The sequence below is a fragment of the Amycolatopsis sp. NPDC003861 genome (assembly GCF_053605405.1).
The window spans coordinates 1-17,134 of record NZ_JBSGJD010000214.1; the positions used below are offsets into that span (position 1 = coordinate 1).

Below are 17,134 nucleotides of genomic sequence, written 5' to 3' on the forward strand. Positions count from 1 at the left end.
CGTGCACCATGAAGCTCAACGCCACCGCCGAAATGGAGCCGGTCACCTGGCCGGAGTTCGCCGGCCTGCACCCGTTCGCGCCGGCCGAGGACGCCGCCGGGCTCCTGGAGGTGGCCGCCGACCTGAGCGCCTGGCTCGCCCGGATCACCGGCTACGACGCGGTTTCCCTGCAACCCAACGCCGGCAGCCAGGGCGAGTTCGCGGGCCTGCTCGCCATCCGCGCCTACCACCGCTCCCGCGGCGAGCACGCCCGTGACGTCTGCCTGATCCCGGCCAGCGCGCACGGCACCAACGCGGCCAGCGCGGTGATGGCGGGCATGCGCGTGGTCGTCGTCGCCTGCGACGCCGGCGGAAACATCGACCTCGCCCACCTGCGGTCCACAGTGGACGAGCACCGGGCCGGCCTCGCGGCGATCATGCTCACCTACCCGTCGACGCACGGCGTGTACGAAGACACCGTGGGCGAGGTCTGCGCGGCGGTGCACGACGCCGGCGGGCAGGTGTACGTCGACGGCGCCAACCTCAACGCGCTGATCGGCGTCGCCCAGTACGGCCGCTTCGGCGCCGACGTCTCCCACCTCAACCTGCACAAGACGTTCTGCATCCCGCACGGCGGCGGCGGGCCCGGTGTCGGCCCGATCGGCGTCCGCGCGCACCTCGCGCCGTTCCTGCCGAACCACCCGCTCCAGCCGGCGGCCGGCCCGGCCACCGGCGTCGGCCCGGTCAGCGCGGCGCCGTGGGGCAGCGCCTCGATCCTGCCGATCTCGTGGGCGTACGTCCGGATGATGGGCGCCGAGGGCCTGCGCCGGGCCACGCTCGTCGCGGTGGCCAACGCCAACTACATCGCCCGCCGCCTCGCCGCGCACTACCCGGTGCTGTACGCCGGCCACGAAGGCCTGGTGGCGCACGAGTGCATCCTCGACCTCCGGCCGCTGACCAAGGCCACCGGTGTCACGGTCGACGACGTCGCGAAACGGCTGGCGGACTACGGGCTGCACGCGCCCACGATGTCGTTCCCGGTCGCGGGCACGCTGATGGTGGAGCCGACCGAGAGCGAAGACCTCGCCGAACTCGACCGCTTCTGCGCGGCGATGATCGCGATCCGCGCGGAAATCGACCGGGTCGCGGCGGGGGAGTGGCCCCTCGAGGACTCGCCGCTGCGGCAGGCCCCGCACACCGCCCGGTGCGTCACCGGCGAGTGGGACCGGCCCTACAGCCGGGAGACCGCGGTGTTCCCCGCCGGCCCGGCCGCGGCGAAGATCTGGCCGCCGGTCCGCCGCATCGACGGCGCCGCGGGCGACCGGAACCTGGTCTGCTCCTGCCCGCCGCCGGAGGCGTTCGCCTGAGCGAGCCATCGCGCGGGCACACAGGAACGGCGGGTAGGTTGACGCCCATGGTGAGTGGGCACGGTCCTGATCGGACGTCCGTGGTCGTGACCGGAGGCAGCGGCTTCATCGGCCGGGCCGTCGTGCACGCCCTCCGCGACCGGGGCGTCCCGGTCACCGTCGTGGACCGGGTCCCGTTCCCCGAGGACCTGGCCGGCGTCCGCGTGGTCGCCGGGGACCTCCGCGACGCGGCCGTCCGCGAGCAGGCCGTGACCCGCGAGACCGCGGCGATCGTGCACCTCGCCGCGCTGACGTCGGTGCTGAAGTCGGTCGAGCTGCCCGAGGACACCTTCGCCGACAACGTCCTGGTCACCCAGGAACTCCTCGAACTCGCCCGCCGCCACGAGGTGCCGAACTTCCTGCTCGCTTCGACCAACGCGGTGATCGGCAACGTCGGCGGCGCCACCATCACCCCGGACCTGCCGCTGCGCCCGCTGACGCCCTACGGCGCCACGAAGGCGGCGTGCGAAATGCTGCTGTCGGGCTACGCGGGCGCGTACGGCATGACGACGTGTGCGTTGCGGTTCACCAACGTCTACGGCCCGGGAATGTCCCACAAGGACAGTTTCGTGCCCCGGATGATGCGGGCCGCGCTGGACGGCGGCGGCGTCAAGGTCTACGGCGACGGCCGCCAGCGCCGCGACCTCGTGCACGTCGACGACGTCGTCCGCGCGGTGCTCCTCGCCCTCGACAGCGGCTACTCCGGCCGCGCGATCGTCGGCGCCGGGCGTTCGGTGTCCGTGCTGGAAATGGTCGAAGCCGTGCGCGAGGTGACCGGCGCCGAACTGCCGGTCGAGCACGTCGAGGCCCCGGCCGGGGAGATGCCCGCGGTCGTCGTCGACGTCTCGGCGAGCGCGGAGACCATCGGCTACCGGCCGGAAGTCTCGCTGACCGACGGCCTCGCGACGGCGTGGAAGTACTTCTCCGGCCTCGCGAACCAGTGAAGGCTTTTCTCCGGCGGCACTGGCTGCTGCTCCTGCTCCTCGTCCCGGCGATCACCCTCCGGGTGCTGACCTGGCTGGCCTACCGCCCGGCGCTGCTGTTCATCGATTCCTTCCGCTACCTCGACAACCTGCACGCCCTGCGCGCCGACCAGCTCGACCCGATCGGCTACGACCTGGTCCTGCGGCCGCTGCTCGCCGTCGGCGGGCTGGCCTGGGTCGCCGCGGTGCAGCACGCCGGCGGCGTCCTGATCGCGATCGGCCTGTACGCGCTGGTCCTGCGCCTCGGCGGCCGCCCGTGGGTCGGCGCGCTCGCCGCGGCCCCGGTCCTGCTCGACGCCTACCAGCTGCAGATCGAGCAGAACATCATGTCCGAGGTGACGTTCGAGGCCGTCCTCCTCGGGCTGCTGTGGCTCCTGCTCGGCTGGGGCACCCCCGGCTGGAAGCGCGCCGGCGCGGCGGGCCTGCTGCTCGGCTTCGGCGTGCTGACCCGGCTGATCGGGATCTCCCTCGCCGTTCCGCTGCTGGTCTTCCTCGTCGTCGCCGGGGGAGCCTGGCGGCACTGGGCGGGCTGGCGGCGGGCCGGTGCCGGCCTCCTGGGGCTCCTCGCTGTTTTGGTCCCGTACTCGGCGCGGGTGCACGCGGAGACCGGGAAGTGGGGGCTGACCGGGCCGTCCGGGAACATGCTCTACGGCCGTACCGCCGCCGTGGCCGACTGCGCGAACCTCCACCTCGACCCGGCGCTGATGGTGTTCTGCCCGGCCGAGCCGCGCGAAACCCGGCTCGTCGACAACTACACCCACGCCGACCTCGACCCGAACTGGCCCGGCCCGCTCCCGCCCGGCGCGGACAAGGCCGCGCTGGCGCACGAGTTCGCGATCGACGTCCTGAAGGAGCAGCCCGGCGACGTCGCCGCGGCGATCCTGGACGACTTCGCCAAGAGCTTCGCCTGGACGCGCGAGCAGGACCCCACCGACGTCCCCCTGGACCGCTGGCAGTTCCAGCCGACCTACCCGCAGTGGGCCGACCAGTCCCTGATCGACCTGGTCACGCTGCAGAACGACGGCGTCGTCGCGAGCGTCGACCAGCCCCTCGCCAAGATCCTGCGCGACTACCAGCTCGGCGGCGGGTACGTCCCGGGCGCGGTCCTCGGCATCGGCGCGCTCCTCGGCCTGCTGACGGTGTTCCGGCGCAAGAAACCCCTCGACCGGGCCCGGGCCGGGGCCCTGCTCGCGGCGTCGGCCGGGCTGCTGCTGCTGTTCGCCTCGGCGGTGTTCCAGTTCTCCTGGCGCTACCAGATCCCGGCGCTCGTGCTGCTGCCGGTCGCCGGCGCGCTCGGCTTCACCACGCTCACGTCGGCCAGCCGGAAGCGGCTCGCCGCCTTCCCCGACGACGTCGACTCCGGCGCCCTCGACGACTTCCGCGGCCGCCACCCCGACCTGGAACTGGCGCCGCTGACCGTCGTCATCGCCGCCTACAACGAAGCCGGCGGCATCGGCGAAGTGCTGGAGAAGATGCCGGACGAGTGCCTCGGCATGCCGGTCGACGTCCTCGTCGTCGTCGACGGCGGGACCGACGACACCGCCGCGATCGCCGAAGCGCACGGCGCGTATGTCTGCGTCGCGCCGCGCAACCGCGGTCAGGGTGCCGCGCTGCGGCTCGGCTACCACCTCGCGGCCGAAGGCGGCGCCGAGTACGTCGTCACGACCGACGCCGACGGCCAGTACGACAACAGCGAGCTGGAAGCCCTGGTCAGGCCGGTCGTCGACGGGACCGCGGACTTCGTCACCGGGTCCCGGCGGCTCGGGCACGAGGAAGCCGACAGCCGCGTCCGGTGGCTCGGCGTGCGCGTCTTCGCGGCGCTGGCGTCGGTGCTCACGGCCCGGCGGATCACCGACACGTCGTTCGGCTTCCGCGCGATGCGGGCGGAGCTGGCCTGCTCGGTCCCGCTGAACGAGCCGCAGTACCAGTCGTCCGAGCTGCTGCTCGGCGTCACCGCGCGCGGCGCCCGCGTCACCGAGCTGCCGATGAGCATGCGGCTGCGCAAGGCGGGCAAGAGCAAGAAGGGCGGCAGCCTCGTCTACGGCGCCAACTACGCGCGGGTCATGACCGGGACGTGGTGGCGGGGGTACGTGCTGCGCCGCGGCCGAACACGAACCGGTCGAGCAGCGTGAACTTGACGGCGAACACCAGCGCGTAACTGGCCACGTACGCGCCGTCGACGAGCACGACCCACCAGAAGTGCGGCAGGTCGAGGGGCGTCAGCAGCGAGCCGGCCAGGGTGGTCAGGCCGATCGACGCCAGCCCGCCGAGCCCGATCACCGCGAGGTAGGGCAGCAGTTCGCGGCGGACGCGCGGGCGCCCGGTGCGGCCCCACACCCAGCGGCGGGTGACCAGGAAGTTCAGCACCGCGCCGGCCGCCCAGGCCAGCGTGCTCGCCAGCGAAGCGGCGCCGCCGGTGGCGAGGACGGCGAGCAGCACGACCTGGCTGAGGACCGTGGCCGCGACCGACGTCGTCGCGGCGCGCGCCAGGCGGGCCCAGCCGCGATGGCGGGTTTCGTCCGCCGTGCGGGGCCGCACGCCGTTGGTTACGGTCGTCATGCCCCCATCCTCCCCGCGGGCCGGTCGCGCCGCCGTCCGACCCCCTCATGCATAGGAGATTCACAGGTCATTGCCAGGTCTTCATCAGCACGTGATCTATAGCGTTCGTGTGGCGTAAACGAGCAGGAAAGGCGGCACAATGCGTGTGCTGGTTCTCGGCGGTGACGGATATCTGGGCTGGCCGACCGCGCTGCACTTATCGGACAAAGGCCACGAGGTGGCCGTTCTCGACAATTTCGCGCGGCGGGGGTACGACGCCGAACTCGGCGTGGAAAGCCTGGTCCCGATCGAATCCCTCGCCGACCGCATCGCGACCTGGCGCGAGGTCTCCGGCCGGGCGATCACCAGCTACGAAGGCGACCTCCTCGACGCGGAGTTCCTGTTCGCGGCGGTGCGTGACTTCGCGCCGGACGCCGTCGTCCACTACGCCGAGCAGCGGTCGGCGCCGTATTCCATGATCGACCGCGAACACGCGGTGTACACGCAGCACAACAATGTGATCGGGAACCTGAACCTGCTGTACGCGATCGCGGAGATCGACCCGGCGATCCACCTGGTCAAACTGGGCACGATGGGCGAATACGGCACGCCCAACATCGACATCGAAGAGGGCTGGCTGGAGCTGGAGCACAACGGCCGCTCCGACCGCGTGCTGTTCCCGAAACGGCCGGGCTCGTTCTACCACCTGACCAAGGTCCACGATTCGCACAACATCGAATTCACCTGCCGCGCGTGGGGCCTGCGGGCGACGGACCTCAACCAGGGCGTGGTGTACGGCCAGCAGACCCCGCAGACGGCGCTGGACCCGCGCCTGGCCACCCGCTTCGACTACGACGCGGTGTTCGGCACGGTGCTCAACCGGTTCGTCATCCAGGCCGTGCTGGGCCAGCCGCTGACCGTGTACGGCAAGGGCGCGCAGACCCGTGGCCTGATCGACATCCGCGACACCGTGGAGTGCATCCGCCTGGCCGTCGAGCACCCCGCCGAGCCGGGGGAGTTCCGGGTGTTCAACCAGATGACCGAGAGCATGTCGGTGGCCGAGATCGCCGAGCTGGTCGCCGACCGGTTCCCCGGCCCGGTGCAGATCGAGCACCTGGAGAACCCGCGCACCGAGGCGCCGGAGCACTACTACAACGTGAAGCACACCGGGCTGGTCGGGCTGGGCCTGGAGCCGCACCTGCTGTCGGACACGCTGATCGAGTCGATGTTCGACATCGTGGGCGCGAACAAGCACCGGGTGAACCCGGAGAAGCTGCGCCCGACCGTCCGCTGGCGCGGCGCGCTGAAGAGCTAGGGAGTCCGTGGGGGCTCCCGCGTGGGGAGCCCCCACGGTTTCAGCCGGGCAGCTTGTCGAGGAAGCCGTGCACCCGGGCGATCTTCCCGTCTTCGAGCTCGACGACGTCGAACCCGATGGCGACCGGCTCGGCACCGGGCGTGCCGAGGTACCACTGGAAGCGCGCGAGGTCGTGGTGGGCGTCCGGCTCGGCGGGCAGGCTGAAGGTCAGGCCGCCGAACTGCTCCTGGGCCCCGGCGACGAACCGGTCGATCCCGTCGTGCCCGGTGACGGCGCCGAGCGGATCGGTGTAACCGGCGGTCTCGGTGAAGACGTCGGCGACGAGCGCCCGGCGCTTGCCGGCGTCGGTCTCGTTCCAGACGGCCAGGTACCGCTCGACGAGGCTGCGGACGTCGGTCATGGTGACTCCTTCGGTTGGGGGACAACGGTTCCGCCGTCATCCGGTGCTGGGATCGACTTTGGCGGACGAGCGGCGGCCCGTCGATTACGCGAGAGGTAATGCCGGTGCGGCCGCGGAATCCGGTGGCGCGCCCCGGCCGCGGCTCGGCACACTCCGGGCATGACGAATGACGCCGAGCCGCCCGCGGCCCCGGCCCTGGTCCGCGACCTGGTCGCCGCGGCCCGCGTCGCGCAGGCCTGGGACACACTCGAAGCCGTGGCGACCGCGGGTTACGCGGCCGGTGTCACCAAGGCCGCCCTGCTGCGAGGGTGCGGGGCGGCGCTGGACTTCATCGCCGACGGCGCCCCGGGCGGGACCGACGATCCGGCCCTGCGACGCCGTCCTGGAGCTGATGGACCGCCTGGAGGGCTTTTGCCCGGCCGGCGCGGAGATCGAGCCATTACCCCGGAAGTAATGGCCGCCACGCCGTGCTCGCCGTAGCGTCGCTCGCGTGACGACCATGGTGCAGGCGCGGCAGCGGCCCGTCGGGGAGCTGCTGCGCGAATGGCGCGACCGGCGCCGGATCAGCCAGCTCGATCTGGCGATCTCGGCGGACATCTCGACCCGCCACCTCAGCTTCGTGGAAACCGGCCGCTCCAAGCCGAGCCGGGACATGGTGCTGCGGCTGGGCGAACACCTCGACGTCCCGCTGCGGGAACGCAACCGGCTGCTGCTCGCCGCCGGGTACGCGCCCGCCTACACCGAGACCGCGCTGGGCGACCCGGAGCTGGACGCCGTCCGGCGGGCGGTGCGGCAGCTGCTCGCGGGCCACGAGCCGTACCCGGCCGCCGTCGTCGACCGGAACTGGGACCTCGTCGACGCCAATGCCGCGGTGGGGCTGTTCGTCGCCGGGATCCCGCCCGAGCTGACCACCAACGTCCTGCGCGCGACCCTGCACCCGGACGGCATGGCGCCGCACATCCTCAACCTGGGGGAGTGGCGCGCCCACCTGCTCGGCCGGCTGCGGCGCCAGGTGACCCAGACCGCCGACGCCGGCCTCGCCGAGCTCCTGGACGAGCTGCGCGGGTACCCGTGCGAGCAGGCCGTGCCCGAGGTGGAGGTCCCCGGACCGGGTGACATCTTCGTGCCGCTGAAGTTCCGCCACGACGGCGTCGACCTGACGTTCTTCTCCACCGTGGCCACGTTCGGCACCCCGCTGGACGTCACCGTGGCGGAACTGGTGATCGAGTCGTTCTTCCCGGCCGACAGCGCGACGGCGGCGTACCTGCGCGAGCGGGCCGCCCGGGTGGGATGATGGGGGTCCGCGCAGCATCCGAAGTGAGGATCACCGGTTGATGGCCGTCCCGCCTTCGCTCGCCCTGTCCGTCGGAGTCCGCATCCCCCAGCTGCTGTTCGGCGTCGCCGGCCTGTCGCCGTCCGAAATCGGCCGGGCCGTCCGCATCGCCCTCGACACCGGTTACCGCGGCATCGACACGACGCCGGGCAGCGAGGCGGCGGTGGGCGCGGTGCTCGCCGCGGCCGAAGTGCCCCGCGAGGACCTGTTCGTCAGCGTGCACGTGCCCGCCCAGGGCTACGACAACGCCCGCCGGGCGGCCGACCAGGCGCTGGCGGCGCTGCAGCTCGAGCGGGCCGATCTCTGCCTGCTGGAGGGCACCAAGGGCGCGTTCACCGACACCTGGCGCGCGCTGAGCCGGCTGCGCGCCGACGGCCGGGCCCGCGCGATCGGCGTCGCCGGCTTCGGGGTCGCCGAGCTGCGCCGGCTGATCGACGCGACCGGCGCGGTGCCGTCGGTGAATCAGGTCGAGCTGCACCCGTGGCTGCAGCAGGTGCCGCTGCGCGAGTTCCACGCCGAGCGCGGCATCGTGACGGCCGCGGCCAGCCCGGCCGCGAACGCGGCGCTGCTGTCCGACGAGACGGTCACCGCGCTCGCCGCCAAGTACGGCAAGACCCCGGCCCAGATCGTGCTCCGCTGGCACCTGCAGACCGGCACGGTCGCGGTGGCGGCGTCGGCCACCACGACCCGGACCCGGGAGAACTTCGGCATCTTCGACTTCGAGCTGGCCGACGACGACCTCGCCGTGGTGGCCGAGCTCGACAACGGCACGCGGGTCTAGCGCCTAGGTGGACTTGATGCCCGCCGCGGCGAAGTCGGCCTGCTGGGCCGGCTGCTCCAGGTACTCGCGGAACGTCTGGGCGGCGCGCAGCGCGGTGTCGTCGACACCCGGGCCGGCGAGCCCGATGAAGGGGTAGTCCGCCGAGCGCGCGTTCGCCACCGACTGGGCGGGCGAGCCGATCATCTCGGGCTTCTTGGTGGTGAGCTCGCTGACCCAGTACGACGATTCGGGCAGCCAGGCGGCCGGCAGCCCGCCGATGGAGTCCAGCTTGGCCCGGCCGACCAGCGCGTCGAGCACCTGCGCCGACGGCTTGGCCTCGATCATGACGTGCACGCACTGCCCGTGCACGACGGTGGCGGCCTGGTTCCACCGGTCGGCCGCGGCGGCCACGGGCTTCTGCACGCTCGGCGTGACGACGACCCGCATGTGCGTGGTGCCGCCGTCACAGCTGGCGGCCTGCGCCTCGGCCCGGCTGTTCAGCTCGTTGTCGGCCCAGTTCCAGCCGACGACGCCGAGCCCGATGAGGACGGCGAGCACCAGGCAGGCGATCGGCCAGCCGGCGATCCGGCGGCGCGGAGCCTTCTTCCCGACGATCCGGTGCGACCCGGTGGCGTCGCTCTTGCCGACGATCCGGTGCGAGCCGGTGCCTTCGCTGCGCGGAGTCCGGTTCGGCCCGGTGCTGTCCTCGCGGCCGGCGCGCTGGGGACCGGTGGAGTCGGTGCGCTCGCCGCGGCCCGGGGTCTGCGGCCCGGTGCCGGTGCCGGTGTCTTCGGGCCGGGTGGCGACGTCCTCGTCCGGCGGGGTGATGACCTCGGTCCGCTCGGCGGCGGATTCCGCGGGGGCTTTGCCGCCCCGGCGGCGGGACCGCGGGGAAGTCCCTTCGCCGACGGGGGTGACGGGGTGCGCACCGGTGGCTTCGGCCCGGCGGGACGCGCGGGTGGACCTGCCGGAGCCGGGCGTCTCGACGCGGTCCGGGACCGGGGCGCCGCGGTCCTTGCGGCGGGAGCGCGAGGTGGTTTCGGCGGCTTCGCCGTCGGTGACCGGGTGGGCGCCGGTGGTCTCGCCGCGGCGGGTGCGGGGAGTGGTGCCGGTGGCTTCGCCGTTGGTGACCGGGTGGGCGTCGGAGGCTTCACCGAGGCGCGAGCGCGAGGCGGCTTTGCCGTTCGTGACCGGGTAGGCGCCGGAGGCTTCACCGCGGCGGGTGCGGGTGGTGTCGGTGACCGGGTGGGCGCCGGCCGCCTCGCCGCGGCGGGGTGCGCGGGTGGCGCTCTCGGCCGCGCCGGTGGCCTCGCCACGGCGCTGCGAACGAGTCGCGCTCTCGGCGGCGGGGTAGGAACCCGAGGCCTCGCCGCGGCGCGTGGTCTCGGGGTGGGCGACCGGGTAAGCGCCGGAGGTTTCACCGCGGCGCGAGCGCGAGGCGGCTTCGCCGTTGGTGACCGGGTAGGCGCCGGAGGTTTCACCGCGGCGGGTGGCGATGGTCGTCGTGATCTCGCTGCTCGTCACCGGGTGAGCCCCGGAAGCTTCACTCCGGCGAGGCGCGCGCGTCACGGCGGAATCGCCGCCGGCGACCGGGTACGAGCCCGAAGCCTCTCCCCGGCGGGTGACCGGGTGGGATCCCGAAGCGGCCGGGTACGCCCCCGAGGTCTCACCCCGGCGAGTGGCCGGGCCGTCGGGCGCGGGCGGGAAGCCGGGCGCCTGCGCCCCTTCCGTGAAGAACACCGAACCGGACGATTCGCCCGGCACCCGGGCGATGCCGAAGGCGTCCGAGATGGAGCTGCGCCCCGGGGTGCGGAAGGCGCCGGAGGCCTCGCTGCGGCCCTCGGCGGGCACGCGTGGCGTGCGGTCCTGAGGGTGCGGCACCGGCTCCTCGTCCCGGTAGTGTCGCCCCATCCGTCATCCTTTCGGGGTGAGCGCATGCCAAGCACGCGCTGCTATGCAATCAAACCGTTATCACCCTAACAGGTGAGTATCGGTGAGAGAATAATCTGACTCACAGTGGGCCGCGCTCAGGGTGCTGCGCTGACCAGGCGATGGCAATGCGCAATCAGGCGATGACGCAGCGGCGCCGCCCGGCGGGCGAACTCCCCTTGGGTCCGGGCGTACTCCGCCCGGCCCGCGGCCGTCTCGATCCGCACCGGCGGGTAGCCGAACGAACCCAGGTCGTACGGGCTCGCCCGCATGTCGAGCGTCCGGATTTCGACCGCCAGTTCGAAACAATCCGCCACCAGCTCCGCCGGCACGAACGGGTCGAGCTTGTACGCCCATTTGAACAGATCCATGTTCGCGTGCAGGCACCCCGGCTGCTCGAGTGCGATCTGCGTCTCCCGCGACGGCGCCAGCTCGTTCAACGGCCGCGCCGGGCCGGTGAAGAAGCGGAACGCGTCGAAGTGCCCGCACCGGATGTCCAGGGACTCCACGACCGCGTCGGTGCCCGCCGAGCCGAGCCGCAGCGGCACCTGGTTGTGCCGCACCGAATCCGCGGGCTCGCGGTACACCATCGCCCACTCGTGCAGGCCGAAGCAGCTCAGCCGGGGCGCGCGGGACGCCGTCGCGGTCAGCAGGCCGAGGACGAACTCGGTCGTCCGGACCTTGCCCTCGCCGAAGCCCGCCGGGTCGAGCAGGACGCCCTCGGGCGTGGCGACGTACCCCTTGCGGTCCAGGAAGCGCCGCGCCGCGGGCCCGGCGAGCGCGACGCCGGGCCCGGGCTGCCACCGCTCGAGGTGGGACGGCCGGTACGAGTAGTACGTGAAGAGGAAGTCCAGCACCGGGTGCTTCTCGCCGCGCGCCCGCCGCTCCTGGTGCGGGCCGGTCCAGCGGCGCATCCGCGCGACGTGCGCCGCCTCCCGGGCCAGCCAGTCCGCCTCGGCGAGTACTTCGGTCATGCGCTCACGTGGGTGCCGTCGCGCACCGTGCCCACGTACTCCTCGACCAGGTCCTCCAGCGCCACGACGCCGACGGCGTTCCCGTTCTCGTCCAGCGCCCGCGCGAGGTGGCTGCGCTCTTTGCGCATGGCCGACAGCGCGACGTCGAGCCGGGCGTCGGCGCGCAGTTCGGTCAGCGCGCGCGTCTTCGAGGACGGCACCGTCGTGCCCGGGTCCTGCCCGGCCAGGTCGAGGATGTCCTTGACGTGGATGTAGCCGGTCAGGCGCCCGTCGTCGGTGCACACCGGGAACCGCGAGAAGCCGGTGGACGACACCGCCCGCTCGACCTCGCCGACGGTCGGGCCGCAGGGGAGCGTGGTCAGCTCGGCGGTCGGCACCAGCACGTCGGCCACCGTCTTCTGCACCGACGACAGCGTCTGGGCGAGCCGCTGGTGCTCGGACTGGTCGAGCAGGCCTTCGCGGCGCGACTCGCTGAGCAGCTCGGCCAGCTCGTCGGAGGTGTAGGCCGTCTCCAGCTCGTCCTTCGGCTCGACGCGGAACGCGCGCAGCAGCGAGTTGGCCACGAAGTTCAGCAGCCAGATGAACGGGTTGGCCAGCTTCACCCACGCGACGTGCGCCGGCACCAGCCACAGCGCGAGCCGCTCGGGCTCGGCGATCGCGAGGTTCTTCGGCACCATCTCGCCGATCAGCACGTGCGCCACGGTGATGAACGCCAGCGCGATCGCGAACGAGATCGGGTGCAGCAGCGCCTCGGGCAGGCCGAGGGCGTCGAAGCCCGCCGCCAGCCGGTGCGCGATCGCGGGCTCGCCGACGCGGCCCAGCAGCAGCGAGCAGATGGTGATGCCCAGCTGCGCGCCGGCGAGCATCAGCGAGACGTGCCTGCTCGCGTTGATGACGATCCGCGCGCGGGTCTTGCCCTGTTCCAGCAAGGCTTCGAGCCGGTCGCGCCGGGAGGAGATCAGCGTGAACTCCGCGCCGACGAAGAAGGCGTTGGCCAGCAGCAGGACGACGACGAGGGCGATGTTCAGCCAGTCGCTCACGACGCCACCTCCGCTTGCGGGGCCGGTGCGCGGACCGGGGCGACCTCGACCTCGGCGATCCGGCGCTTGTCCATCGTGGTCACGGTGAGCAGCCAGCCGTCGACCTCGGTGGCGTCCCCCTCGGCGGGGATCTTGCCCAGCCGTTCGAGGATCAGCCCGGCGATGGTCTCGTAGTCGCCGTCCGGCATCCGGAACCCGGTGACACCGGTGACCTCGTCCGCGCGCAGCTGCCCGGAGACCAGCCAGCTGTCCGCGCCGACCTGCTGGGAGGCCGGTGCTTCGCGCTCGTCGTGCTCGTCGCGGACGTCGCCGATGATCTCCTCGACGACGTCCTCCAGGGTCACCAGCCCGGCCGTGCCGCCGTACTCGTCGACGACGATGGCGAGCTGGAAGCGCGAGTCGCGCAGGCGCAGCAGCAGGTCGTCGCCGGGCAGGGACTCCGGCACGGTCGGCACCGGCCGCATGACCGAGCCGATCGGCACGGCCGCCCGGTCCGCCGCGGGCACGGCGAAGGCCTGCTTGACATGCACGGCGCCGCGGACGTCGTCGAGGTCCTCGGCGTGCACCGGGAACCGGGAGAAGCCGGTGCGGCGGGAGATCTCGATGAGGTCTTCCACGGTGTCGTCGACGGCGAGCGATTCGAGCTGCACGCGCGGGGTCATCAGCTCCTCCGCGGTGCGCTCGCCGAACCGCAGCGAGCGGTCGAGCAGCTCGGCGGTGGAGGTGTCGAGCGTGCCGCTTTCGGCGCTGGAGCGCACGATCGAGCCCAGTTCCTGCGGCGAGCGCGCGGACCTCAGCTCTTCCTGCGGTTCGACGCCGAACTTCCGCACGAGGAAGTTCGCGCTGTTGTTCATCAGCGTGATGAGCCAGCGGAAGAGCGAGGAGAACCGCGAGTGGTAGCCGGCGACCGCGCGGGCGGTCGGCAGCGGCCGGGCGATCGCCAGGTTCTTCGGGAGCATCTCGCCGAGGATCATCGACAGCGACGTGGCGATGATCAGCGCGAGCACGATCGACGCGCCGCCGGCGAACCCGGCGGGCAGCCCGAGGCCGGTCAGCAGCGGCCGGACGAGCTCGCCGATCAGCGGCTCGGCCAGGTACCCGGTGATCAGCGTGGTCAGCGTGATCGCGACCTGGGCGCCGGAGAGCTGGAAGGACAGCGTCCGGTGGGCCTTCTGGACGGTCAGCGCGCGGCGGTCGCCGACCTGGCGGACGTTGGCCTCGACGGTGCTGCGTTCCAGGGCGGTCAGCGAGAACTCGGCCGCGACGGCGAGCCCGGTGCCGATCGTCAGCAGCACGAACAGGAGGACGCCGGAGACGGCGAGAAGGATCTGGATCATTCCGCACCCGCCTCGGTGGCGGGGGATGAACCTATCGGACAGCCGGGTCGGTCACCCGGCCCGGTACTGTCACCGGGTGACTGCGCTGCGCGCACGAAACGGTCACTCCTAGCGGGAAATCGGCGTGTACTGCGGTTATTGCGACAATCTTAACGTGTCTTTCGCGCTCGCCGCTCGCGTACCGGGTGTGTCGGAGCGCTCATCCCCGGCTCGGGCGGTGCCGGCGCACGGTTTCTTCGACGAGGTCCAGCACCGGCCCGAGCCCGGCGGCGGGCAGGCCCATGGCCAGGTGCGAGACGAGTCCTTCGAGGACGAGCTCGAGGAAGGCGGTGAGGACGTCGACGTCGACGTCGTCCCGCAGGTTCCCGGCCTCGCGCTGGCGCAGCAGGCGCAGCCGGGTGGCGGTGGTGAGCTGCTCGGACCGTTCGGCCCACCGGCCGCGGAACTCGGGATCGGTGCGCAGCCGCCGGCTCACCTCCAGGCGCGTCCCGAGCCAGTCGGCGGGGTGGTCGCCCCCGGCGAGCAGGTCCCGCATGACCTGGACGAGGCCCTGTTCGGCGACGACGTCGGCCATCCGCAGCGCGTCGTCCTCGGCGAGGGCGAGGAAGAGCGACTCCTTGTCGCGGAAGTGGTGGAAGATGGCCCCGCGCGAGAGACCGGTGGCTTCCTCCAGGCGCCGGACTGTGGCACCTTCGTAGCCGTAGCGCGCGAAGCAGACGCGCGAGCCGTCGAGGATCTGGCGCCGGCGTGCGTCGAGGTGATCCTGGCTTACGCGTGGCATCCTGAAATCCTGGCACCGCGGACCGGGAGTTCGCAATCCGTACGTACGTACTGTGACCCGGAGTGCAGGGAACCGCCCGGTTGCCCCCACCGTCCGAACGTTGCGGCGATTCGCTGACACGAAGTGAGACGGTTGGCTAAGGTTTGCCCCATCACGGTGGGTGAGCTGAGGGGAAGGTGTGCGGTGATCATCGGTGAGGCGGGCGCGGCGGCAAGAGCGCTGTGGGGCGACGTCTTCGACACCCCGGGCCGCGTCTACGGCGGCGGCGGCAAGGGCGGCCAGTTCAAGATGGACCCCGAGGAGCTCGCCGCGGTGATCGGCCAGTGGGAGGACCTGCTGGACAAGATCGTCGACGACGGCGAAAAGATCCGGGGCCTTATGGGCACCAGCGGCGAGGCGGCACCCGGCAAGGATGCGGTGAGCGACGGCTATTCCTCGAGCACCTTCGATTCGGTCTCCGCCCTCTACCGGCAGAACCAATCGATGCGCAAGTACGCGCAGGAGTACGTCAAGAAGCTCAAGGAAGCCCAGTCGAAGACCGTGGTGACCGACCAGGACCTGTCCGACACCTTCAAGGCATAGGCGAACCGATCTTGTTCCGAAGCAGACTGGGTGTCCTCGCCGTTCTCACGGCTCTCGTGGCAGGTGCGGCGGCCGCCTGCACCACACCCAAGGACGGCACCGCGTCACCCTCGTCCACCGGCCCCGCGTCGACGGGCTCGCCCGCGGCGGATCCCGACGTGCCGAAAGTGGCCGATCCGCTCGACGTGAGCAAGTACGCCGCCGATCCGTGCGGGCTGGTTCCCGCGGACGTGCTCACCCCGTTGCGTCTCCCCGCGCCGGGTGAGACCCGGCCGGCGGGCAACGATTCCAAGACGAAGGCCGGGCCGTCCTGCTCGTGGAAGATCAAGGGTGAAGGCATCGGCGTACTGCTGACCGTCGGCACCGCCAATCGCGACCGTGGTGCGGGTGGACTGGCCGGCATCTACGCCGGGTACCGGCAGCGGACGTTCATCAGATTCCTCGACCACGCTCCGGACGTCGACGGCTATCCGGCGGTCTACTACGACCTGACGGACATGCGGTCGATGGGTAGCTGTGGCCTCGGCGTCGGCATCGCCGACGACCTCGCGGTCGACGTGTACGCGCAGGGCTACCAAGGCCAGGACGACTCCTGCGGCACTGCCGCCCGGATCGCCGCGGCGATGATCAAGACACTCAAGGGGGCTTGACGAGTGGACGGCAAGCAGATCTACGACAACTTCAGACAAGGCGACACCACTGCCCTGCAGCAGATGGCGCAAACCGTGCAGGAGCTGTCCGACGCGTACATGGAACGCGGCGCGAGCATCAAGGCGCTCCAGTCGCGCATGGTGAACTCGTGGAGCGGGGATGCCTCGGAGGCCGCGAACGCGGGTGCCGGGCCGATGGAGCGGGCCTTCTTCGACAGTTCGCAGCCATTGGACGCGACCAGGGCTTCGGTCAACACGCAGGCGGCCGTCTTCGAAAACTCCAGCAACACCGTCGTCGAGGTGCCGCCGAAGCCGGACAAGCCGAACCCCTGGACCACCGGGCTCAAGGCCGCCATTCCGATCGCCGGGCCGTTCATGGCCAAGGACGACATCGACAACTACCAAGAGGGCATGGCGCGGTACAACGCGGCGAACGAGACCAACGTCCGCGTGATGGACCAGTACAGCAACGCCACCGACAGCACCCGGGCCGCGCTGCCGACCGACTACGGCGTGCTCGAGTCCGACGGTGCCGCCATCTCGGTCAACACGCCCGACGGGCCGGGGCAGATCAAGCCGCCGCCGGAGACGCCGCCGCGCAATATCGGTCACGGGGATCCCGGCAGCGACGACCACACCTCGACCACCGGCTTCGATCCCGGGCAGACCGGCGGCGGGGACAAGCCCGGCGGGAACGGTGGCACGGGTGGCACCGGAGGCACGGGCGGAACCGGAGGGACCGGCGGCACCGGGGGCACCGGAGGAACGGGCGGCACCGGGGGAACCGGCGGCGACGACACCCACACCACCGGCACCGGCCGCCCGAACGTGCCGACGCGGCCGGGGCAGACCACCGACCAGCCCGGGAAGACGCCGCCGAACACCGGTGGGGTGGACTTCTACCCCACCAACACCGGGGGTGGCCAGAACTACGGCCCGAACTTCCCGAACCCCAACGACCCCAATTCCGGCACCGGCGGTGGCCGCGGCCCGAACAGCGGGAACGCCGGCGGCCGGCTCCTTGACTCCACCGGCCGGGGAGGCACCGGATCGGGCGCAGGCGGCGGGAGCGGGGCGGGCGCGGCAGGCGAACGCGCCCTCGGCGGCGGCCGCGGCTCCGGCATGGG

At 72.1% G+C, this 17,134-nt stretch carries 16 protein-coding genes and 1 pseudogene; 10 read left to right on the forward strand and 7 right to left on the reverse strand.

What is annotated here, in order from left to right; translation table 11 throughout:
- The 3 genes and pseudogenes from ACWEVN_RS36775 to ACWEVN_RS36785 all read left to right on the forward strand — a co-directional run.
- Positions 1–1,346: pseudogene (locus ACWEVN_RS36775) on the forward strand (glycine dehydrogenase (aminomethyl-transferring)); the annotation flags it as partial.
- Positions 1,347–1,393: 47 nt separating this feature from the next.
- Entirely contained in the window at positions 1,394–2,329 is a 936-nt protein-coding gene (locus ACWEVN_RS36780; protein WP_452054349.1) for an NAD-dependent epimerase/dehydratase family protein, read from the forward strand.
- Complete coding sequence (locus ACWEVN_RS36785) at positions 2,326–4,500, forward strand: glycosyltransferase family 2 protein (protein ID WP_452054350.1); 2,175 nt, start codon at positions 2,326–2,328, stop codon at positions 4,498–4,500. Before ACWEVN_RS36780 ends, ACWEVN_RS36785 begins: the two co-directional genes overlap by 4 nt.
- Here the strand turns inward: ACWEVN_RS36785 and ACWEVN_RS36790 are convergent.
- Positions 4,430–4,927 (reverse strand): GtrA family protein, encoded by a 498-nt coding sequence (locus ACWEVN_RS36790; RefSeq protein WP_310973016.1) that lies wholly within the window; start codon positions 4,925–4,927, stop codon positions 4,430–4,432. The two genes, ACWEVN_RS36785 and ACWEVN_RS36790, sit on opposite strands and share 71 nt — an antisense overlap.
- Positions 4,928–5,066: 139 nt before the next feature.
- On the opposite strand from ACWEVN_RS36790, the gene ACWEVN_RS36795 reads away from it, so the two are divergent.
- Positions 5,067–6,221 (forward strand): NAD-dependent epimerase/dehydratase family protein, encoded by a 1,155-nt coding sequence (locus tag ACWEVN_RS36795; RefSeq protein ID WP_452054351.1) that lies wholly within the window; start codon positions 5,067–5,069, stop codon positions 6,219–6,221.
- A 40-nt stretch (positions 6,222–6,261) separates the two neighbouring features.
- Here the strand turns inward: ACWEVN_RS36795 and ACWEVN_RS36800 are convergent, their stop codons facing one another.
- The gene (locus tag ACWEVN_RS36800) at positions 6,262–6,621 is read right to left on the reverse strand and encodes a nuclear transport factor 2 family protein (protein ID WP_449681715.1); all 360 of its coding nucleotides are present in this window, start codon (positions 6,619–6,621) and stop codon (positions 6,262–6,264) included.
- Between the two features lie 159 nt (positions 6,622–6,780).
- Here ACWEVN_RS36800 and ACWEVN_RS36805 point away from each other — a divergent pair, with 159 nt between their 5' ends.
- The 3 genes from ACWEVN_RS36805 to ACWEVN_RS36815 are packed head-to-tail and all read left to right on the forward strand — an operon-like array spanning position 6,781 to position 8,735.
- The gene (locus tag ACWEVN_RS36805; protein WP_452054352.1) at positions 6,781–7,101 is read left to right on the forward strand and encodes a hypothetical protein; all 321 of its coding nucleotides are present in this window, start codon (positions 6,781–6,783) and stop codon (positions 7,099–7,101) included.
- A gap of 19 nt (positions 7,102–7,120) precedes the next feature.
- Complete coding sequence (locus ACWEVN_RS36810) at positions 7,121–7,915, forward strand: helix-turn-helix domain-containing protein (protein ID WP_452054357.1); 795 nt, start codon at positions 7,121–7,123, stop codon at positions 7,913–7,915.
- Between the two features lie 40 nt (positions 7,916–7,955).
- Positions 7,956–8,735, forward strand: coding sequence for an aldo/keto reductase (locus ACWEVN_RS36815; protein ID WP_449681713.1), 780 nt, complete (start codon positions 7,956–7,958; stop codon positions 8,733–8,735).
- A 3-nt stretch (positions 8,736–8,738) separates the two neighbouring features.
- On the opposite strand, the gene ACWEVN_RS36820 is transcribed toward ACWEVN_RS36815, so the two are convergent.
- The 5 genes from ACWEVN_RS36820 to ACWEVN_RS36840 form a co-directional block, all read right to left on the reverse strand.
- Positions 8,739–10,625, reverse strand: a complete 1,887-nt coding sequence (locus tag ACWEVN_RS36820; RefSeq protein ID WP_452054353.1) for a hypothetical protein — start codon at positions 10,623–10,625, stop codon at positions 8,739–8,741.
- Positions 10,626–10,741: 116 nt separating this feature from the next.
- Entirely contained in the window at positions 10,742–11,617 is an 876-nt protein-coding gene (locus tag ACWEVN_RS36825) for a 3-methyladenine DNA glycosylase (protein WP_452054354.1), read from the reverse strand.
- Positions 11,614–12,657: a hemolysin family protein gene (locus ACWEVN_RS36830; RefSeq protein ID WP_449681710.1), complete on the reverse strand. Its 1,044-nt coding sequence runs from the start codon at positions 12,655–12,657 to the stop codon at positions 11,614–11,616. Before ACWEVN_RS36830 ends, ACWEVN_RS36825 begins: the two co-directional genes overlap by 4 nt.
- Positions 12,654–13,994, reverse strand: coding sequence for a hemolysin family protein (locus tag ACWEVN_RS36835; RefSeq protein ID WP_449681709.1), 1,341 nt, complete (start codon positions 13,992–13,994; stop codon positions 12,654–12,656). Before ACWEVN_RS36835 ends, ACWEVN_RS36830 begins: the two co-directional genes overlap by 4 nt.
- A gap of 199 nt (positions 13,995–14,193) precedes the next feature.
- Positions 14,194–14,775, reverse strand: a complete 582-nt coding sequence (locus ACWEVN_RS36840) for a TetR/AcrR family transcriptional regulator (protein WP_043784004.1) — start codon at positions 14,773–14,775, stop codon at positions 14,194–14,196.
- 183 nt (positions 14,776–14,958) lie between these two features.
- Here ACWEVN_RS36840 and ACWEVN_RS36845 point away from each other — a divergent pair, with 183 nt between their 5' ends.
- The 3 genes from ACWEVN_RS36845 to ACWEVN_RS36855 all read left to right on the forward strand — a co-directional run.
- Positions 14,959–15,357 (forward strand): hypothetical protein, encoded by a 399-nt coding sequence (locus tag ACWEVN_RS36845; RefSeq protein WP_452054355.1) that lies wholly within the window; start codon positions 14,959–14,961, stop codon positions 15,355–15,357.
- Positions 15,358–15,413: 56 nt separating this feature from the next.
- Positions 15,414–16,007 (forward strand): DUF3558 domain-containing protein, encoded by a 594-nt coding sequence (locus ACWEVN_RS36850; protein ID WP_452054358.1) that lies wholly within the window; start codon positions 15,414–15,416, stop codon positions 16,005–16,007.
- Positions 16,008–16,010: 3 nt separating this feature from the next.
- Positions 16,011–17,134 (forward strand): WXG100 family type VII secretion target (locus ACWEVN_RS36855; RefSeq protein ID WP_452054356.1); only part of this gene is annotated, 1,124 nt, incomplete at its 3' end.

What these genes read in the sequence shown, in the direction of transcription:
- ACWEVN_RS36840 (WP_043784004.1), bottom strand. Translation starts at nt 14,775, where the DNA reads ATGCCACGCGTAAGCCAGGATCACCTCGACGCACGCCGGCGCCAGATC.
- ACWEVN_RS36825 (WP_452054354.1), bottom strand. Translation starts at nt 11,617, where the DNA reads ATGACCGAAGTACTCGCCGAGGCGGACTGGCTGGCCCGGGAGGCGGCG.
- ACWEVN_RS36835 (WP_449681709.1), bottom strand. Translation starts at nt 13,994, where the DNA reads ATGATCCAGATCCTTCTCGCCGTCTCCGGCGTCCTCCTGTTCGTGCTG.
- ACWEVN_RS36805 (WP_452054352.1), top strand. Translation starts at nt 6,781, where the DNA reads ATGACGAATGACGCCGAGCCGCCCGCGGCCCCGGCCCTGGTCCGCGAC.
- ACWEVN_RS36820 (WP_452054353.1), bottom strand. Translation starts at nt 10,625, where the DNA reads ATGGGGCGACACTACCGGGACGAGGAGCCGGTGCCGCACCCTCAGGAC.
- ACWEVN_RS36790 (WP_310973016.1), bottom strand. Translation starts at nt 4,927, where the DNA reads ATGACGACCGTAACCAACGGCGTGCGGCCCCGCACGGCGGACGAAACC.
- ACWEVN_RS36800 (WP_449681715.1), bottom strand. Translation starts at nt 6,621, where the DNA reads ATGACCGACGTCCGCAGCCTCGTCGAGCGGTACCTGGCCGTCTGGAAC.
- ACWEVN_RS36780 (WP_452054349.1), top strand. Translation starts at nt 1,394, where the DNA reads ATGGTGAGTGGGCACGGTCCTGATCGGACGTCCGTGGTCGTGACCGGA.
- ACWEVN_RS36815 (WP_449681713.1), top strand. Translation starts at nt 7,956, where the DNA reads ATGGCCGTCCCGCCTTCGCTCGCCCTGTCCGTCGGAGTCCGCATCCCC.
- ACWEVN_RS36795 (WP_452054351.1), top strand. Translation starts at nt 5,067, where the DNA reads ATGCGTGTGCTGGTTCTCGGCGGTGACGGATATCTGGGCTGGCCGACC.
- ACWEVN_RS36810 (WP_452054357.1), top strand. Translation starts at nt 7,121, where the DNA reads ATGGTGCAGGCGCGGCAGCGGCCCGTCGGGGAGCTGCTGCGCGAATGG.